This is a genomic window from Streptomyces tricolor (assembly GCF_002155905.1).
GTDB lineage: Bacteria > Actinomycetota > Actinomycetes > Streptomycetales > Streptomycetaceae > Streptomyces > Streptomyces tricolor.
Map to the genome: position 1 here is coordinate 1 of NZ_MUMF01000093.1, position 17,644 is coordinate 17,644.

General features: G+C 70.9%; 9 protein-coding genes. 7 read left to right on the forward strand and 2 right to left on the reverse strand.

What is annotated here, in order from left to right:
• Positions 1–64: 64 nt before the first annotated feature.
• A complete protein-coding gene (locus CCN44_RS07860; RefSeq protein WP_086697211.1) occupies positions 65–3,058 on the forward strand; it encodes a bifunctional [glutamine synthetase] adenylyltransferase/[glutamine synthetase]-adenylyl-L-tyrosine phosphorylase in 2,994 nt (997 codons plus the stop codon).
• Between the two features lie 38 nt (positions 3,059–3,096).
• On the opposite strand, the gene CCN44_RS07865 is transcribed toward CCN44_RS07860, so the two are convergent.
• Positions 3,097–3,960, reverse strand: coding sequence for a phosphatase PAP2 family protein (locus CCN44_RS07865; RefSeq protein ID WP_086697212.1), 864 nt, complete (start codon positions 3,958–3,960; stop codon positions 3,097–3,099).
• Positions 3,961–4,028: 68 nt separating this feature from the next.
• Entirely contained in the window at positions 4,029–5,063 is a 1,035-nt protein-coding gene (locus CCN44_RS07870; RefSeq protein ID WP_059248974.1) for a LacI family DNA-binding transcriptional regulator, read from the reverse strand.
• A gap of 377 nt (positions 5,064–5,440) precedes the next feature.
• Between CCN44_RS07870 and CCN44_RS07875 the strand changes: the two genes are divergently transcribed.
• From CCN44_RS07875 to pulA, 6 genes are all read left to right on the forward strand, one after another.
• Positions 5,441–6,715: an extracellular solute-binding protein gene (locus CCN44_RS07875; protein WP_059248973.1), complete on the forward strand. Its 1,275-nt coding sequence runs from the start codon at positions 5,441–5,443 to the stop codon at positions 6,713–6,715.
• Positions 6,716–6,822: 107 nt separating this feature from the next.
• Positions 6,823–7,827 (forward strand): carbohydrate ABC transporter permease, encoded by a 1,005-nt coding sequence (locus tag CCN44_RS07880; RefSeq protein ID WP_059248972.1) that lies wholly within the window; start codon positions 6,823–6,825, stop codon positions 7,825–7,827.
• A 19-nt stretch (positions 7,828–7,846) separates the two neighbouring features.
• Entirely contained in the window at positions 7,847–8,752 is a 906-nt protein-coding gene (locus CCN44_RS07885) for a sugar ABC transporter permease (protein ID WP_086697213.1), read from the forward strand.
• 123 nt (positions 8,753–8,875) lie between these two features.
• Positions 8,876–10,588: a glycoside hydrolase family 13 protein gene (locus CCN44_RS07890; protein WP_059248970.1), complete on the forward strand. Its 1,713-nt coding sequence runs from the start codon at positions 8,876–8,878 to the stop codon at positions 10,586–10,588.
• 179 nt (positions 10,589–10,767) lie between these two features.
• Positions 10,768–12,144, forward strand: a complete 1,377-nt coding sequence (locus CCN44_RS07895; RefSeq protein WP_189397236.1) for an alpha-amylase — start codon at positions 10,768–10,770, stop codon at positions 12,142–12,144.
• A gap of 89 nt (positions 12,145–12,233) precedes the next feature.
• Positions 12,234–17,633, forward strand: coding sequence for a pullulanase-type alpha-1,6-glucosidase (pulA, locus tag CCN44_RS07900; protein ID WP_086697214.1), 5,400 nt, complete (start codon positions 12,234–12,236; stop codon positions 17,631–17,633).
• The last annotated feature ends 11 nt before the right edge of the window (positions 17,634–17,644 follow it).

The following is a 17,644-nucleotide window of genomic DNA, read 5'->3' on the forward strand; positions in this document are numbered from 1 at the left end:
CCCCCCGCCCCCTCCGGTTAGGCTCTGGCCAGAACGCCGAAAGATCCGAGGGGAGACCACGGACATGACGCCGGGCCGCACGAGCAGCACCTTCACCCGTCTGCTGCGACACGGCTTCACCGACCCCTCCGCCGCCGAACGCCTCCTGGACGGCCCCGAACTCACGGCCGTCCGCAACGACCCCGTCCTCCTGGAAGCCCTGGGCGCCACCGCCGACCCCGACCTGGCGCTGCACGGCCTGGTCCGCCTCCTGGAGGCCCAGCCCAGCCCCACCACCCGCCGCGAACTGCTGGACACCCTCATCGCGGCCAAACCCCTGCGCGACCGCCTCCTGGGCGTCCTCGGCGCCTCCGCCGCCCTCGCCGACCACCTCGCCCGCCACCCCGGCGACTGGCGCGCCCTGGTCACCTACGAACCCCACGACCTCCACCCGGGCGTCACCGAGTTCGAACAGTGCCTCGCCGACGCCACCGACCCGGTCTCCCTCCGCGTCGCCTACCGCCGCTGCCTGCTCTCCATCGCCGCCCGGGACGTCTGCGGCACCACGGACGTCGCCGAGACCGCCGCGGAACTCGCCGACCTGGCCACCGCCACCCTCCGCACGGCCCTGTCCCTGGCCGAACGCGCGGCCCCCGAGGACGCCGCCGCCTGCCGCCTCGCGGTGATCGCGATGGGCAAGTGCGGCGGCCACGAACTGAACTACGTCTCCGACGTCGACGTGATCTTCGTGGCGGAACCCGCCGAGGACACCCCCGAACACACAGCGCTCAGATCCGCCACCAAACTCGCCTCCCACCTCATGCGGATCTGCTCCGAGACGACCGTCGAGGGCTCCATCTGGCCGGTGGACGCCAACCTCCGCCCCGAGGGCCGCAACGGCCCCCTCGTCCGCACCCTCAGCAGCCACCTCGCCTACTACCAGCGCTGGGCCAAGACCTGGGAGTTCCAGGCCCTCCTCAAGGCCCGCCCGGTAGCCGGCGACACCGCCCTCGGCGAGGCGTACGTCGACGCGCTCGGCCCCCTCGTCTGGCAGGCGGCCGAACGCGAGAACTTCGTCCCCGACGTCCAGAAGATGCGCCGCCGCGTCGTGGAGAACATCCCCGCGGCCGAGATCGACCGCGAACTCAAACTGGGCCCCGGCGGCCTCCGCGACGTCGAATTCGCCGTCCAGCTGCTCCAGCTGGTGCACGGCCGCACGGACCCCGCCCTGCGCAGCGGCACCACCCTGGACGCCCTCCAGGCCCTCGCCGCCGGCGGCTACGTCGGCCGAGAGGACGCCGCCCGCCTGGACGAGGCGTACCGCTTCCTGCGCTCGATGGAGCACCGCATCCAGCTGTACCGCCTGCGCCGCACCCATCTCGTCCCCGAGGCGGAACCGGACCAGCGCCGCCTCGGCCGCTCCCTCGGCCTGCGCACCGACCCGGTGGCCGAGCTGAACCGCGAGTGGAAGCGGCACACCGGCGTCGTACGCCGCCTGCACGAGAAGCTCTTCTACCGCCCGCTGCTCGACGCGGTCGCCCAGCTCGCCCCCGGCGAGGCCCGCCTCAGGCCGGAGGCGGCCCGCGCACGCCTGGAGGCGCTCGGCTACGCCGACCCGGCCGCCGCGCTGCGCCACCTGGAGGCCCTGGCCTCCGGCGTGACCCGCAAGGCGGCGATCCAGCGCACCCTGCTGCCGGTCCTGCTCGGCTGGTTCGCCGACTCCGCCGACCCCGATGCCGGCCTGCTGAACTTCCGCAAGGTCTCCGACGCGCTCGGCAAGACCCCCTGGTACCTGCGGCTGCTGCGCGACGAGGGCGCGGCGGCGGAGAACCTGGCCCGCGTCCTGTCGGCCGGCCGCCTCGCCCCCGACCTGCTGATGCGGGCCCCGGAGGCGGTCGCCCTCCTCGGCGACGGCGACGGCGGCGGCCTCGCCCCGCGGCAGCGCGCCGCCCTGGAGCAGGAGATCCTGGCGGCCGTGGGCCGCGCGGACAACGCCGCGCAGGGCGTCACCGCGGCCCGTGGCGTCCGCCGCCGCGAGCTGTTCCGCATCGCCGCCGCCGACATCGTCGGCTCCTACGGCACCGAGGCCAGCCCCGCCGAGGCCGACCAGGGCGCCCTGGTGGACCGGGTCGGCGCGGCCGTCTCCGACCTGACCGCGGCCACCCTCGCCGGCACCCTGCGCGCGGTCGTCCGGGACGGCTGGGGCGACACCCTGCCCACCCGGTTCGCGATCATCGGGATGGGCCGCTTCGGCGGGCACGAGCTGGGCTACGGCTCCGACGCCGACGTCCTGTTCGTCCACGAACCCCAGGACGGCGTGGACGAGCACGAGGCGTCCGCCGCCGCGAACAAGGTCGTCGCCGAGATGCGCCGGCTGCTCCAGCTGCCCAGCGCCGACCCGCCGCTGCTCATCGACGCCGACCTGCGCCCGGAGGGCAAGTCGGGCCCGCTGGTGCGCACCCTGAAGTCGTACGAGGCGTACTACCGCCGCTGGTCCCTGGTCTGGGAGTCACAGGCGCTGCTGCGGGCCGAGCCGGTCGCCGGCGACGAGGACCTGGGCCGGCGCTTCACGGAACTGATCGACCCGCTGCGCTACCCCCGGCAGGGCCTGCCGGAGGACGCCGTCCGCGAGATCCGCCGGCTGAAGGCCCGGATGGAGTCCGAGCGGCTGCCGCGCGGCGCCGATCCCCGGCTGCACACCAAGCTCGGCCCCGGCGGCCTGTCCGACGTCGAGTGGACCGTCCAGCTGCTCCAGCTGCGCCACGGCCACCGCGTGCCCGGTCTGCGCACCACCCGCACCCGCCAGGCGCTGGCCGCGGCCCGCGAGGCCGGGCTGCTGACCGGCGAGGACACGGAGATCCTGGACGAGGCGTGGGTGCTGGCCACCCGGGTGCGCAACGCGGTCATGCTGGTCCGCGGCCGGGCCGGGGACACCTTCCCCACCGCCCCGCGCGAGCTGGCCGCCGTCGGCCGCTACCTGGGCTACGGCGCCGGACACGCCGGCGACATGCTGGACGCGTACCGTCGTACCACCCGCCGGGCGCGCACGGTGGTCGAGGAGCTGTTCTACGCGGACTGAGACGGCCCCGGAGGAACGGCCCCGGAACGGACGAGCGGCTACGCGGACCGGACGGCCCCGAGCCGGTCGCCCCGGGGCCCCGGCACCACCCGCGGCAGCGCGTACGGCAGGCTGCCGTACCAGGCCCGGGTCACCGCGTATCCGAAGGCCAGGCACAGCAGCCCGCCCACCGCGTCGAGCCAGAAGTGGTTGGCGGTGGCGACGATCACCAGCAGGGTGAGCGTGGGGTACAGCAGCCCCAGCACCCGCACCCACGGCACCGACGCCAGCGCGAAGATCGTCAGCCCGCACCACAGCGACCAGCCGATGTGCATCGACGGCATCGCCGCGTACTGGTTCGACATGTGCTTGAGGTCGCCGGAGGCCATCGAGCCCCAGGTGTGGTGCACCATCACGGTGTCCACGAAGTGCCCGCCGCGCATCAGCCGGGGCGGCGCGAGCGGGAACAGGTAGTAGCCCACCAGGGCCACACCCGTGGTCGCGAACAGCACCAGCCGGGTCGCCGCGTACCGGCCGGGATGCCACCGGTACAGCCACACCAGCACCCCGAGCGTGACGGCGAAGTGCAGCGTGGCGTAGTAGTAGTTCATTCCGACGACCAGCCAAGTCACCGAGTCGACGGCGCGGTTGACGGACTGCTCGACGGCGATGCCCAGGGCGTGCTCGGTGCGCCAGATCCAGTCCGCGTTGCGCAGCGCCGCGGCCCGCTGCTCCGGCACGGCGTTGCGGATGAGCGAGTACGTCCAGTAACTCACCCCGATCAGAAGGATCTCGAACCACAGCCGGGGCCGGCGCGGGCGGCGCAGCCGGCTCGGCGGAGCCTGTCGGTCCTCGCCCGTGACGGCCCGCGGAACGGCCACCTCCTCGCGACCTTCCGGCTGCGTCACGGTCGAGTCACTCATAGGCACAGAGTCTGCCAGAAAAGGCCTCCTCGGCCGATCATCCCAAGGTTGGTTCCGCAGCGCACCTTCTACGACGTACGGAGGACATGCGGGGCCGATGCGGTCGAACCGCGCACCACCAGTTCCGGCATGAACACGAACTCACTGTGCGGCGCCGGTGTCCCGCCGATCTCCTCCAGCAGCGTGCGCACCGCCGCCTGGCCCATCGCGGGGACCGGCTTGCGGACCGTGGTGAGCGGCGGGTCGGTGAAGGCGATCAGCGGGGAGTCGTCGAAGCCGACCACGGACACGTCCCGGGGGACCTCCAGGCCGCGCTGCCGGGCCGCCCGTATCGCGCCCAGCGCCATCATGTCGCTGGCGCAGACCACCGCCGTGCAGTTCCGCTCGATCAGCGCGGTCGCCGCCGCCTGGCCGCCCTCCAGCGTGTACAGGGAGTGCTGGACGAGTTCCGTCTCGACGGTCTGCGCGGCGAGCCCGAGCTGCTCGTGCATCGCCCGGACGAAGCCCTCGATCTTGCGCTGCACGGGCACGAACCGCTTCGGCCCCAGGGCGAGCCCGATCCGGGTGTGCCCCAGCGACGCCAGATGCGTCACCGCGAGCGTCATGGCCGCCCGGTCGTCGGGGGAGATGAACGGCGCCTGCACCTTCGGCGAGAACCCGTCCACCAGGACGAACGGCACGCCCTGTGCGCGCAGCCGCTCGTAGCGCTGCATGTCGGCGGTGGTGTCCGCGTGCAACCCGGAGACGTAGATGATCCCGGCGACCCCGCGGTCCACCAGCATCTCGGTCAGCTCGTCCTCGGTCGACCCGCCCGGGGTCTGCGTGGCGAGCACCGGCGTGTAGCCCTGGCGGGTCAGCGCCTGGCCGATGACCTGGGCCAGGGCCGGGAATATCGGGTTCTCCAGCTCCGGCGTGATCAGGCCCACCAGGCCCTCGCTGCGCTGCCGCAGCCGCACCGGGCGCTCGTAGCCCAGCACGTCGAGCGCGGCCAGCACGGACTGGCGGGTGGTGGCGGCGACGCCCGGTTTCCCGTTGAGGACCCGGCTGACGGTCGCTTCGCTCACCCCCGCCTGCGCAGCGATGTCCGCAAGCCGTGTGGTCACGCCACTGGACTGTACCGGTCGTATCTCCCCTTGCACACCGGCCGGACGCCGGGCGCGGGCGGGCGCACGGCCTGCCGTGGGTTGCTGCGTCATCGCGCTCCCTCGGAATGATGGTGGCAAGAGCTTGCAGAGTCTTGCACAAGTGTCGTCCCCGCCGCTCAGCCCGTCCAGCGCCGGGTTGCGGCGCGGTCGACGGCGGGTCACGGCCGGGTAACCATCGTGTCCTCTTGCACTTTTTTTCTGCAAGGTCTTTCGCAACGCTTACATCGCTGTTACGTTCCGAGTCGCCCGGCCGCGGCAACGGCGCAGTCGGCAAGTCGCAGAGGCGGACGGGACCGCGCTCTGTACCACTCGGGCTTAACCCTCAAGGAGAACTCATGCGGCGTGGCATAGCGGCCTCCGCGCTGGTGGCGTCCCTCGCCCTGACGGCGACGGCGTGCGGCGGGAGCGACAGCGACAGCGGGAAGTCGGACGGCCCGGTCACCATCACCTGGTGGGACACCTCCAACGCCACCAATGAGGCGCCGACGTACAAGGCCCTGGTCCAGCAGTTCGAGGCCGCGAACAAGGACATCAAGGTCAAGTACGTCAACGTCCCCTTCGACCAGGCGCAGAACAAGTTCGACACCGCGGCCGGCGCCACGGGCGCCCCGGACGTGCTGCGCTCGGAGGTGGGCTGGACCCCCGCCTTCGCCAAGAAGAGCTTCTTCCTGCCGCTGGACGGCACCGAGGCCCTCGCCGACCAGGACAAGTTCCAGCCGAACCTGATCAAGCAGGCCCAGTACGAGGGCAAGACCTACGGCGTGCCGTTCGTCACCGACACCCTCGCGCTGGTCTACAACAAGGCCCTGTTCAAGAAGGCCGGCATCACCGAGGCCCCCAAGACCTGGGACGAGCTGAAGTCCGCCGCCGCCAAGATCAAGGACAAGACCGGGGTCGACGGCTACTGGGGCTCCACCCAGGCCTACTACGCCCAGGCCTTCCTCTACGGCGAGGGCACCGACACCGTCGACGTCGACGCCAAGAAGATCACCGTCAACTCGCCGGCCGCCAAGAAGGCCTACGGCACCTGGCTGAGCCTGTTCTCCGGCAAGGGCCTGCACAAGGCCGACGCCACCGCCGACGCGTACGCCCACATCCAGGACGCGTTCGTCAACGGCAAGGTCGCCGCGATCGTCCAGGGCCCCTGGGAGATCACGAACTTCTACAAGGGCAGCGCCTTCAAGGACAAGTCCAACCTCGGCATCGCCCCCGTCCCGGCCGGCTCCACCGGCAAGGCGGGTGCCCCGACCGGCGGCCACAACCTCTCGGTGTACGCCGGCTCGGACAAGGCCCACCAGGAAGCGGCCCTGAAGTTCGTGAAGTTCATGACCTCGGCGCAGGCCCAGGAGACCATCGCGCTGAAGAACTCCACGCTGCCCACCCGCTCCGACGCCTACACCGCGAAGGTCAAGACCGACCCGGGCATCGCCGGCTACCAGGGCGTCCTGTCCGCCGCGCAGCCCCGCCCGGCGCTGCCCGAGTACAGCTCCCTGTGGGGCCCGCTCGACACCGAGCTGCCCAAGGTCGCCAGCGGCAAGGAGTCGCTGGACAAGGGCCTGAGCAACGCCGAGCTGGCCATCTCCAAGCTGGTCGACGGCTACAGCAAGTGAGTCCGCGTGGCCGCCGGATCCTCCCCGCCGCACGGACGGGGACGGGGATCCGGCGGCCACCGCCCTGTGCCCAGCCCAACCCCTTGATCGTTTGAAGGTGTCGAACCATGACAGTCGCCATCGACCGCGCGACCGGCAAGCGCCGCGGTGACCGCGCGCCTCGTCCCGGGCTGGGGCAGCGCGTCCGAAACGGCCTCCAGAAGTACTGGTACGCCTACGCGATGATCGCCCCGGTGGTCGTCGTGCTCGGCGTCCTCGTGGGCTACCCGCTGGCGCGGGGCTTCTACCTCACCCTCACCGACGCCAACAGCCTCAACTCGGCGCGCACGATCGGCGTCAACCACATCGACGCCACCTACGAGTTCATCGGCCTGGACAACTACCAGGACATCCTGTTCGGCCCGACGGCGTACGACCGGTTCTGGTCGCACTTCCTGTGGACCGTCTTCTGGACGGTCGCCTGTGTGGCCCTGCACTACGGCATCGGGCTCGGCCTCGCGCTCATGCTCAACCAGAAGCTGCGCGGCCGTACCGTCTACCGGCTGCTGCTCGTCCTGCCCTGGGCCGTGCCGACCTTCGTCACCGTCTTCTCCTGGCGGATCATGCTCGCCGACTCCGGTGTGCTCAACCAGGTCCTCGGCGCCCTCCACCTGCCCCAGCCCGCGTGGCTGGAGGACACCTTCTGGCAGCGGTTCGCCGCGATCATGGTCAACACCTGGTGCGGTGTGCCGTTCATGATGCTGTCCCTGCTCGGCGGCCTCCAGTCGATCGACTCCTCGCTCTACGAGGCCGCGGAGATGGACGGCGCCACCGCCTGGCAGCGGTTCCGGCACGTCACCCTGCCCGGGCTGCGCTCGGTCAGCTCCACCGTCGTGCTGCTCGGCATCATCTGGACGTTCAACCAGTTCGTCATCATCTTCCTGCTGTTCGGCAAGAACTCCGCCCCGGACGCCCAGATCCTCGTCACCTGGGCCTACCAGCTGGGCTTCGGCCAGCAGCCGCGCGACTTCGCCCAGTCCGCCGCGTACGGCGTGCTGCTGCTGTCGATCCTGACCGTCTTCACCTCCTTCTACTTCCGCTGGCTGAAGCGCAATGACCAGCTCGCCGTCTGACGCCGCAGGAGCCGCCGCCATGAGCACCACCACCCTGGACAAGACCGAGACCGCCCCGGCCCCCGCACCCGCGCCCCGGCGCCGGGCCCGCCGGCGCGGCGAGCGCGGCCCGGCCGGCGCCGCCCTGCTGCACGGCGGCCTCGTCGTGGCGAGCCTGATCGCCGTGGCCCCGGTGGCCTGGCTGTTCTACCTGTCCCTCGGCCCGGACAAGGAGGACTACCTGCACCCGGGCGGCATCGTGGACAAGATGACCCTCTCCAACTACAGCTTCGTGCTGGAGAACACCGGGTTCTTCGACTGGTTCAAGTCGACGATGATCGTGGCGCTCGGCACCACCCTCATCGGCGTCCTGGTCGCCGCCACCACCGGCTACGCGGTCTCCCGCATGCGCTTCCCCGGCTACAAGCAGCTGATGTGGGTCCTGCTGCTGACGCAGGCCTTCCCGATCGCCATCCTGATCGTGCCGATGTACGAGATCTTCAGCGAACTCGGCCTCATCGACACCTACGGGGCGCTCATCGCCGTCAACTGCACCACCGCCGTGCCGTACAGCGCCTGGCTGCTCAAGGGGTACTTCGACACCATCCCCTTCGAGATCGACGAGGCCGGACGGGTGGACGGACTCACCCCCTTCGGCACCTTCTTCCGGCTCATCCTCCCGCTGGCCCGCCCGGGCCTGGCGGTGGCCGCCTTCTACAACTTCATCACCGCCGTCGGCGAGGTCGCCTTCGCCACCACCTTCCTGCTGGACGACTCCAAGTACACCTTCGCCGTCGGCCTGCAGACCTTCGTCAGCGAGCACGACGCCCAGTGGAACTACATGGCCGCCACCGCGGTGCTGATCGCGATACCCGTGACCGTGTTCTTCTACCTCGTGCAGAAGAACCTCGTCACCGGTCTCACCGCCGGCGGCACCAAGGGCTGACGCCCACACCGACCGGGCGGGCCGCGGTGTCGATCCGACCCCGCTGTCACCGCGGCCCGCCTCGCACTCACGGCCCCCGCCCACGCCGCCATGACCCGAACTCCCTTACGCATCAAGGACGCCATGAGCCAGCAGCACCCTGCCGCACCGGCCCGCCACTCCGCCGTCGCCACCGTCGCCGACCGCCGCGACTGGTGGCGGGACGCGGTCATCTACCAGGTCTATCCGCGCAGCTTCGCCGACAGCAACGGCGACGGCATGGGCGACCTGGAGGGCGTACGCTCCCGTCTGCCCTATCTGCGTGACCTCGGCGTCGACGCCGTGTGGCTCAGCCCCTTCTACGCCTCCCCGCAGGCCGACGCCGGCTACGACGTCGCCGACTACCGTGCCGTCGACCCGATGTTCGGCTCCCTGCTGGACGCCGACGCGCTGATCCGCGACGCCCACGCGCACGGCCTGCGCATCATCGTGGACCTCGTCCCCAACCACTCCTCCGACCAGCACGAGTGGTTCAAGCGCGCCCTCGCCGAGGGCCCCGGCTCCCCGCTGCGCGAGCGCTACCACTTCCGCCCCGGCAAGGGGAAGGACGGCGAACTCCCGCCCAACGACTGGGAGTCCATCTTCGGCGGCCCGGCCTGGACGAGGATCACCGAGCCCGACGGCACCCCCGGTGAGTGGTACCTGCACCTCTTCGCCCCCGAGCAGCCCGACTTCAACTGGGACCACCCGGCCGTCGGCGACGAGTTCCGCTCCATCCTGCGCTTCTGGCTGGACATGGGCGTCGACGGCTTCCGCATCGACGTCGCCCACGGCCTGGTCAAGGCGGACGGCCTGCCCGACCTCGGCGCCCACGACCAGCTGAAACTGCTGGGCAACGATGTCATGCCGTTCTTCGACCAGGACGGCGTGCACGCCATCTACCGCCAGTGGCGCACCATCCTCGACGAGTACTCCCCCAAGCACTCCGTGCAGGGGGTACCCCCAGAGCGGATCTTCGTCGCGGAGGCCTGGACCCCGACCGTCGAGCGCACCGCCAACTACGTCCGCCCCGACGAACTCCACCAGGCCTTCAACTTCCAGTACCTGTCGACGGAGTGGGACGCCGAGGAGCTGCGTACGGTCATCGACCGCACCCTGGAGGCCATGCGCCCCGTCGGCGCCCCCGCCACCTGGGTGCTGTCCAACCACGACGTCACCCGGCACGCCACCCGGTTCGCCAACCCGCCCGGCCTCGGCACCCAGATCCGCACCGCGGGCGACCGCGCCCTGGGCCTGCGCCGCGCCCGGGCGGCCACCCTGCTGATGCTGGCCCTGCCCGGCTCGGCCTACATCTACCAGGGCGAGGAGCTGGGCCTGCCGGACGTCGTGGACCTGCCCGACGAGGTGCGCCAGGACCCGGCGTACTTCCGGGGCGCCGGCCAGGACGGCTTCCGCGACGGCTGCCGGGTGCCGATCCCGTGGACCCGCGAGGGCTCCTCGTACGGCTTCGGCAGCGGCGGCAGCTGGCTGCCCCAGCCGCCGGTCTGGGGCGAGCTGAGCGTGGAGGCGCAGACCGGGGTGCCCGGCTCGACGCTGGAGCTGTACCGCGCGGCGCTGCGCCTGCGCCGGTCCCGGCCGGACCTGGGCGCGGGCGACGCCGTGGAGTGGCTGCGCGCGCCCGAGGGCGTCCTGGCCTTCCGCCGGGGCGAGTTCGTGTGCGTCGCGAACACCACGGGCGAGTCGGTGACCACCCCGTCCTACGGCCGTGTGCTGCTGGCCAGCGGTGAGGTGACCGAGGCGGACGGCGAGACGAAGGTGCCCGCCGACACCACCGTGTGGTGGACCGCGGCGGACTGACGCCCGTGCGGACGGGCCGGACTGACGGCCCGTCTGAAAGTTCTTGCATCAAGTTCACAACGGCCCGCTGCCTTTCGGCCAGCGGGCCTTTAGCATCTGCGTCACCGCGAGTTTGCTGAAAGATTTCAGCAAGCGTCTTCAGCGGTCCTTGCCGCCTTCAACGTCGAAGGACCCCACACATGGCACGCAGAACACTCCCCACGGCGGTCGCCCTCACGGCCGCCGCTCTGATTGGCATGACCCCGACGACCGCCGCGGCCTCCCCGCCCGGCACCAAGGACGTCACCGCCGTCCTGTTCGAGTGGAACTACGCCTCGGTGGCCAAGGAGTGCACCAGCACCCTCGGCCCCGCAGGCTACGGCTACGTCCAGGTCTCCCCGCCCGCCGAGCACATACAGGGCGCGCAGTGGTGGACGTCGTACCAGCCGGTGTCGTACAAGATCGCGGGCCGCCTCGGCGACCGCGCGGCGTTCCAGAACATGGTGAACACCTGCCACGCGGCCGGGGTGAAGGTCGTCGTCGACACCGTGATCAACCACATGGCGGCGGGCTCCGGCACCGGCACCGGCGGCTCGTCGTACACGAAGTACGCCTACCCGGGCCTGTACTCGGCCTACGACTTCGACGACTGCACCTCCCAGATAGTGAACTACGCCGACCGCTGGAACGTGCAGCACTGCGAACTCGTCGGCCTGGCCGACCTCGACACCGGCGAGGAGTACGTCCGCAAGGCGATCGCCGGCTATATGAACGACCTGCTCGGCCTCGGTGTCGACGGCTTCCGCATCGACGCCGCCAAGCACATGCCCGCCGCGGACCTGGCGAACATCAAGAGCCGCCTGACCAACCCCGGCGCCTACTGGAAGCAGGAGGTCATCTACGGGTCCGGCGAGGCCGTCCAGCCCTCCGAGTACACCGGCAACGGAGACGTCCAGGAGTTCCGCTACGCCTACGACCTCAAGCGCGTCTTCACCAGCGAGAAGCTGGCCTACCTGAACAACTACGGCGAGGGCTGGGGCTACCTGAGCGGCTCGGCCGCCGGCGTCTTCGTGGACAACCACGACACCGAGCGCAACGGCAGCACCCTGAACTACAAGAACGGCGCCGACTACACCCTGGCCAACGTCTTCATGCTCGCCTGGCCCTACGGCGCCCCCGACGTCCACTCCGGCTACGAGTGGTCGGACGCCGACGCCGGTCCGCCGAGCGGCGGCCAGGTCGGCGCCTGCTGGCAGAACGGCTGGAAGTGCCAGCACGCCTGGCCGGAGATCAAGTCCATGGTCGCCTTCCGTAACGCGACCCGCGGCCAGGCGGTCACCAACTGGTGGGACAACGGCAACGACGCCATCGCGTTCGGCCGGGGCAGCAAGGGCTACGTGGCGATCAACCACGAGTCCTCGTCCCTGACCCGCACCTACCAGACGTCCCTGCCCGCCGGCACCTACTGCAACGTCCAGAACAACACCACGGTGAGCGTGAACTCCAGCGGACAGTTCACCGCCACCCTCGGCTCGAACACGGCCCTGGCGCTCTACGCCGGCAAGTCGAGCTGCTGAACCGCCGCCTGACGGAGCGTGAAACCTCTTGCCGGAGGTTTCACGCGTCTTGCTGCAACTGTCAGCCGAATCCCTAGGAGTCACGACCCGTGATACCGAGATGGCCGGCGCCGCGCACGCGCCGAACGCCGTATCGCAGAAGGGCCGCCGCCGTCACCGGCCTGGCCCTCGCCGCAGCCCTGGTCCAGGCACCGGCCGCCCGGGCCGCCACCCCGCCCGCACCCCCCTCGGACGCGCAGCTCGCCGCCGTACCCGCCCGGCACGACGACACCCGCGAGCAGTTCTACTTCGTCCTGCCGGACCGGTTCGCCAACGGAGACACGTCCAACGACCGGGGCGGCCTGACCGGTACCCGGCTCAGCACCGGCTACGACCCCACCGACAAGGGCTTCTACCAAGGCGGTGACCTCAAGGGCCTGACCAAGAAGCTCGACTACATCAAGGGCCTCGGCACCACCGCCCTCTGGCTCGCCCCGATCTTCAAGAACCGCCCGGTGCAGGGCACCGGCAGCAACGCCTCGGCCGGCTACCACGGCTACTGGATCACCGACTTCACCCGGGTCGACCCGCACTTCGGCACCAACGACGACCTCAAGGCCCTCATCTCCAAGGCGCACGCCAAGGGCATGAAGGTCTTCTTCGACGTCATCACCAACCACACCGCCGACGTCGTGGACTACGAGGAGAAGTCCTACGACTACCTGTCCAAGGGCGCCTTCCCGTACCTCACGAAGGACGGCGAGCCCTTCGACGACGCCGACTACGCGGACGGCGGCAGGACGTTCCCGGCCGTCTCCGGCGCCTCCTTCCCGTACACCCCGAGGGCCACCGGCAAGGGCAAGGTCCCGGCCTGGCTCAACGACCCCACGATGTATCACAACCGGGGCGACTCCACCTACGCCGGCGAGTCCACGACCTACGGCGACTTCTCCGGCCTGGACGACCTGTGGACCGAGCGTCCCGAGGTCGTCCGCGGCATGGAGAAGATCTACCAGCGGTGGGTGAAGGACTTCGCCGTCGACGGCTTCCGGATCGACACCGTCAAGCACGTCAACATGGAGTTCTGGACCCAGTGGGCGACCGCGCTGGACCGGTACGCGGCGGAACGCGGACGGAAGAACTTCTTCATGTTCGGCGAGGTCTACTCCGCCGACACCTCCGTCACCGCCCCGTACGTCACCCAGGGCCGGCTCGACGCCACCCTCGACTTCCCCTTCCAGGAAGCCGCCCGCGCCTACGCCTCCCAGGGCGGCAGCGCGCGGAAGCTGGCGAACGTCTTCGGTGACGACTACAAGTACACGACCGACAAGGCCAACGCCTACGAGCAGGTCACCTTCCTCGGCAACCACGACATGGGCCGCATCGGGACCTTCCTGAAGCAGGACAACCCGAAGGCGACCGACGCCGAGATCCTGGCGAAGGACAAGCTCGCCAACGAGCTGATGTTCCTCAGCCGGGGCAACCCGGTCGTCTACTACGGCGACGAACAGGGCTTCACCGGCTCCGGCGGCGACAAGGACGCCCGCCAGACCATGTTCGCCTCCAAGGTCGCCGACTACCTGGACGACGACGAGATCGGCACCGACCGCACCCACGCGAGCGCCGCCTACGACACCCGGGCCCCGCTGTACCGGCAGATCGCCGCGCTCGCGAAGCTCCGCAAGGCCAACCCTGCCCTGACCGACGGCGTGCAGGAGGAGCGGTACGCGGCCGACGGGCCCGGCGTCTACGCCTTCACGCGCACCGACGCCCGCACGGGCCAGGAGTACGTCGTCGCCTTCAACAACGCCGGCTCCGCGCGGACGGCGACCTTCGCGACCGGCTCCGCGGACATGGCGTACCGCGCCCTGTACGGGACCACCGGCTCGGTGCGCTCCGACGGCGAGCGCAAGGTCACCGTCACCGTCCCGGCCGGCTCCGCCGTCGTCTACAAGGCCGCCGGCCCCCTCGCCGCACCCACCGCCGAGCCGGCGATCACCCTGAAGGCCCCGGCCGGCGGAGCCACCGGGACCGTCACCGTCACCGCCGACGTCGACGGCGGACAGCTCAACCGGGTCGTCTTCGCCGCACAGACGGCAGGCGGCAAGTGGCGGGTCCTCGGCTCCGCCGACCACGCCCCCTACCAGGTCACCCAGACCCTCGGCAGGGACCTGCCCGCCGGTACCGCCCTGCGCTACAAGGCCGTCGTCGTCGACTCGGCCGGGCGCACCGCGAGCGCCCTGGCGAGCAGCACCACCGGCACCCCGCCCGCGCCCGAGGTCCCCACGGCCTCCTCCCGGGACTACGCGATCGTCCACTACAAGCGCACCGACGGCGACTACGCCGACTGGGGCCTGTACGCCTGGGGCGACCTCGCCGACGGCGAGGCCACGAACTGGCCGGACAGCCACCCCTTCACCGGCCGGGACGCCTACGGCGCCTTCGCCTACGTCAAGCTCCGGCCCGGCGCCTCGAACGTCGGCTTCCTGGTCATCGACAAGGACGGCGACAAGGACGTCTCCGCCGACCGGACGATCGACGTCACCCGGACGGGCGAGGTGTGGATCGAGCAGGGCAAGGCGGACGTACGGACCGAACGGCCCGACTACCCGGCCCAGGACAGGACCAAGGCGGTCCTGCACTACCACCGCGCCGACGGCAGCTACGACGGCTGGGGCCTGCACGTCTGGACGGGTGCCGCGCACCCCACCGACTGGTCGAACCCGCTGAAGCCGGTGAAGACTGATGCCTATGGCGCGGTCTTCGAGGTGCCGCTCACCGAGGGTGCCACCAGCCTCAGCTACATCATCCACAAGGGCGACGAGAAGGATCTCCCGGCCGACCAGTCCCTGGACCTCAAGGCCCAGGGCCATGAGGTGTGGCTGTTGAGCGGGCAGCAGAAGTACCTGCTGCCGCAGCCGGCCGGCAGTGCCGCCGCCCTCGACCTGACCACCTCCAAGGCGGTCTGGCTCGACCGGGACACCCTCGCCTGGAACGGCGTCGACGGCGCCGCCTCCACCCAGCTGCTCTCCTCCCGCAACGGCTCGATCGCCGTCAAGGACGCCACGCTGACCAGCGACGACGAGCGCTGGATCCGCCTGGAGAAGACGGCACTGACCGACGCGCAGAAGGCGAGGTTCCCGCACCTGAAGGACTACACCGCCTGGTCCGTGGACCCGCGCGACCGGGACCGGGTCCGCGAGGCGCTCCGCGGCCAGCTCGTGGCCTCGCAGCGCGCCGCCAACGGCGCCGTGCTGGCCGCGACCGGCGTGCAGACCGCCGGCGTGCTGGACGACCTCCACCCCGGCGCCACCCGGGCGAAGCTCGGCCCGGTCTTCCACGACGGCAGGCCCACGCTCTCCGTGTGGGCGCCGACGGCCCAGTCCGTGCACCTCGATCTCGACGGCAAGGCCGTGAGGATGCACCGGAACGCCGCCACCGGCGTCTGGTCCGTCACCGGGCCCGCGTCCTGGAAGGGCAAGCCCTACCGGTACGTCGTGAAGGTGTGGGCGCCCAGCGTCCGCAAGGTGGTCGTCAACAAGGTCACCGACCCCTACTCGGTCGCGCTCACCTCGAACTCCGAGCGCAGCCTGGTCGTGGACCTCGGCGACAGGTCCCTCGCGCCGGCCGGCTGGTCGACGCTGCGCAAGCCGAAGGCCGTACCGCTGAAGGACGCGCAGATCCAGGAGCTGCACATCCGGGACTTCTCCGTCGAGGACCGCACCGCCCGGCACCCGGGCACCTACCTGGCGTTCACCGACAAGAACAGCGACGGCTCCCGGCACCTGCGGGCGCTCGCCGCGGCCGGGACGTCGTACGTGCACCTCCTGCCCGCCTTCGACATCGCCACCATCCCCGAGAAGAAGGCCGACCAGGCGACCCCGGACTGCGACCTGGCCTCCTACCCGGCCGACTCCGACCGGCAGCAGGAGTGCGTGGCGAAGACCGCCGCGAAGGACGCCTACAACTGGGGCTACGACCCGTACCACTACACGGTCCCCGAGGGCTCCTACGCCACCGACCCCGACGGCACCGCCCGTACCGTCCAGTTCCGGAAGATGGTGCAGGCGCTGAACCAGGACGGCCTCAGGGTCGTCATGGACGTCGTCTACAACCACACCGCCGCGAGCGGCCAGGCGGACACCAGCGTCCTGGACCGGATCGTGCCCGGCTACTACCAGCGGCTCCTCGCCGACGGCTCGGTGGCCGACAGCACCTGCTGCGCCAACACCGCGCCGGAGAACGCGATGATGGGCAAGCTGGTGGTGGACTCCCTCGTCACCTGGGCGAAGCAGTACAAGGTCGACGGGTTCCGCTTCGACCTCATGGGCCACCACCCGAAGGCCAACATCCTGGCCGTCCGCAAGGCCCTGGACGCGCTGACCGTCGAGAAGGACGGCGTCGACGGCAAGAAGATCATCCTGTACGGCGAGGGCTGGAACTTCGGCGAGGTCGCGGACGACGCCCGGTTCGTGCAGGCCACCCAGGCGAACATGGCCGGCACCGGCATCGCCACCTTCTCCGACCGCGCCCGTGACGCGGTGCGCGGCGGCGGCCCCTTCGACGAGGACCCCCGCGTCCAGGGCTTCGCGTCCGGGCTGTACACCGACCCCAACACGTCCACGGCCAACGGCTCCAAGGAGGAGCAGAAGGCGCGCCTGCTGCACTACCAGGACCTGATCAAGGTCGGCCTGACCGGCAACCTCGCGAAGTTCCGCTTCACGGACACCGCCGGCAAGGAGGTGACGGGCGCCGAGGTCGACTACAACGGCGCGCCCGCCGGGTACGCGGACGCGCCCGGCGACGCCCTCGCCTACGTGGATGCCCACGACAACGAGTCGCTGTTCGACGCGCTGGCCTACAAGCTGCCCAAGGACACCTCCGCGGCCGACCGGGCCCGGATGCAGGTCCTCGCCATGGCCACGGCCGCCCTCTCCCAGGGCCCGGCCCTCTCCCAGGCCGGCACCGACCTGCTGCGCTCCAAGTCCCTGGACCGCAACTCCTACGACAGCGGGGACTGGTTCAACGCGATCCACTGGAACTGCGCCGACGGCAACGGCTTCGGACGCGGGCTGCCCCCGGCGGCCGACAACCGGTCCAAGTGGGACTACGCCAAGCCGCTGCTGAGCACGGTGAAGGTCGGCTGCCCGCAGATCACCGGGGCCTCGGCCGCCTACCGGGACCTGCTGCGGATCCGCACCACCGAGCAGGCGTTCTCGCTGGGCACGGCCGCCCGGGTGCAGGAGCGGCTCTCCTTCCCGCTGTCCGGCAAGGACGAGACGCCCGGGGTGATCACCATGACCCTCGGTGACCTGGTCGTCGTCTTCAACGCCACGCCCGAGCGGCAGGAGCAGCGGATCCCGGCGCTGGCCGGGGAGCGCTACCGGCTGCACCCGGTGCAGGCGGCCGGTGCCGACGAGGTGGTGAAGACCGCCGCCTACGCGGCCGGGCCGGGCACGTTCACCGTGCCGGCGCGGACCGTGGCGGTGTTCACCCGGGCGGGGAACTAGGGTGAGGCCGT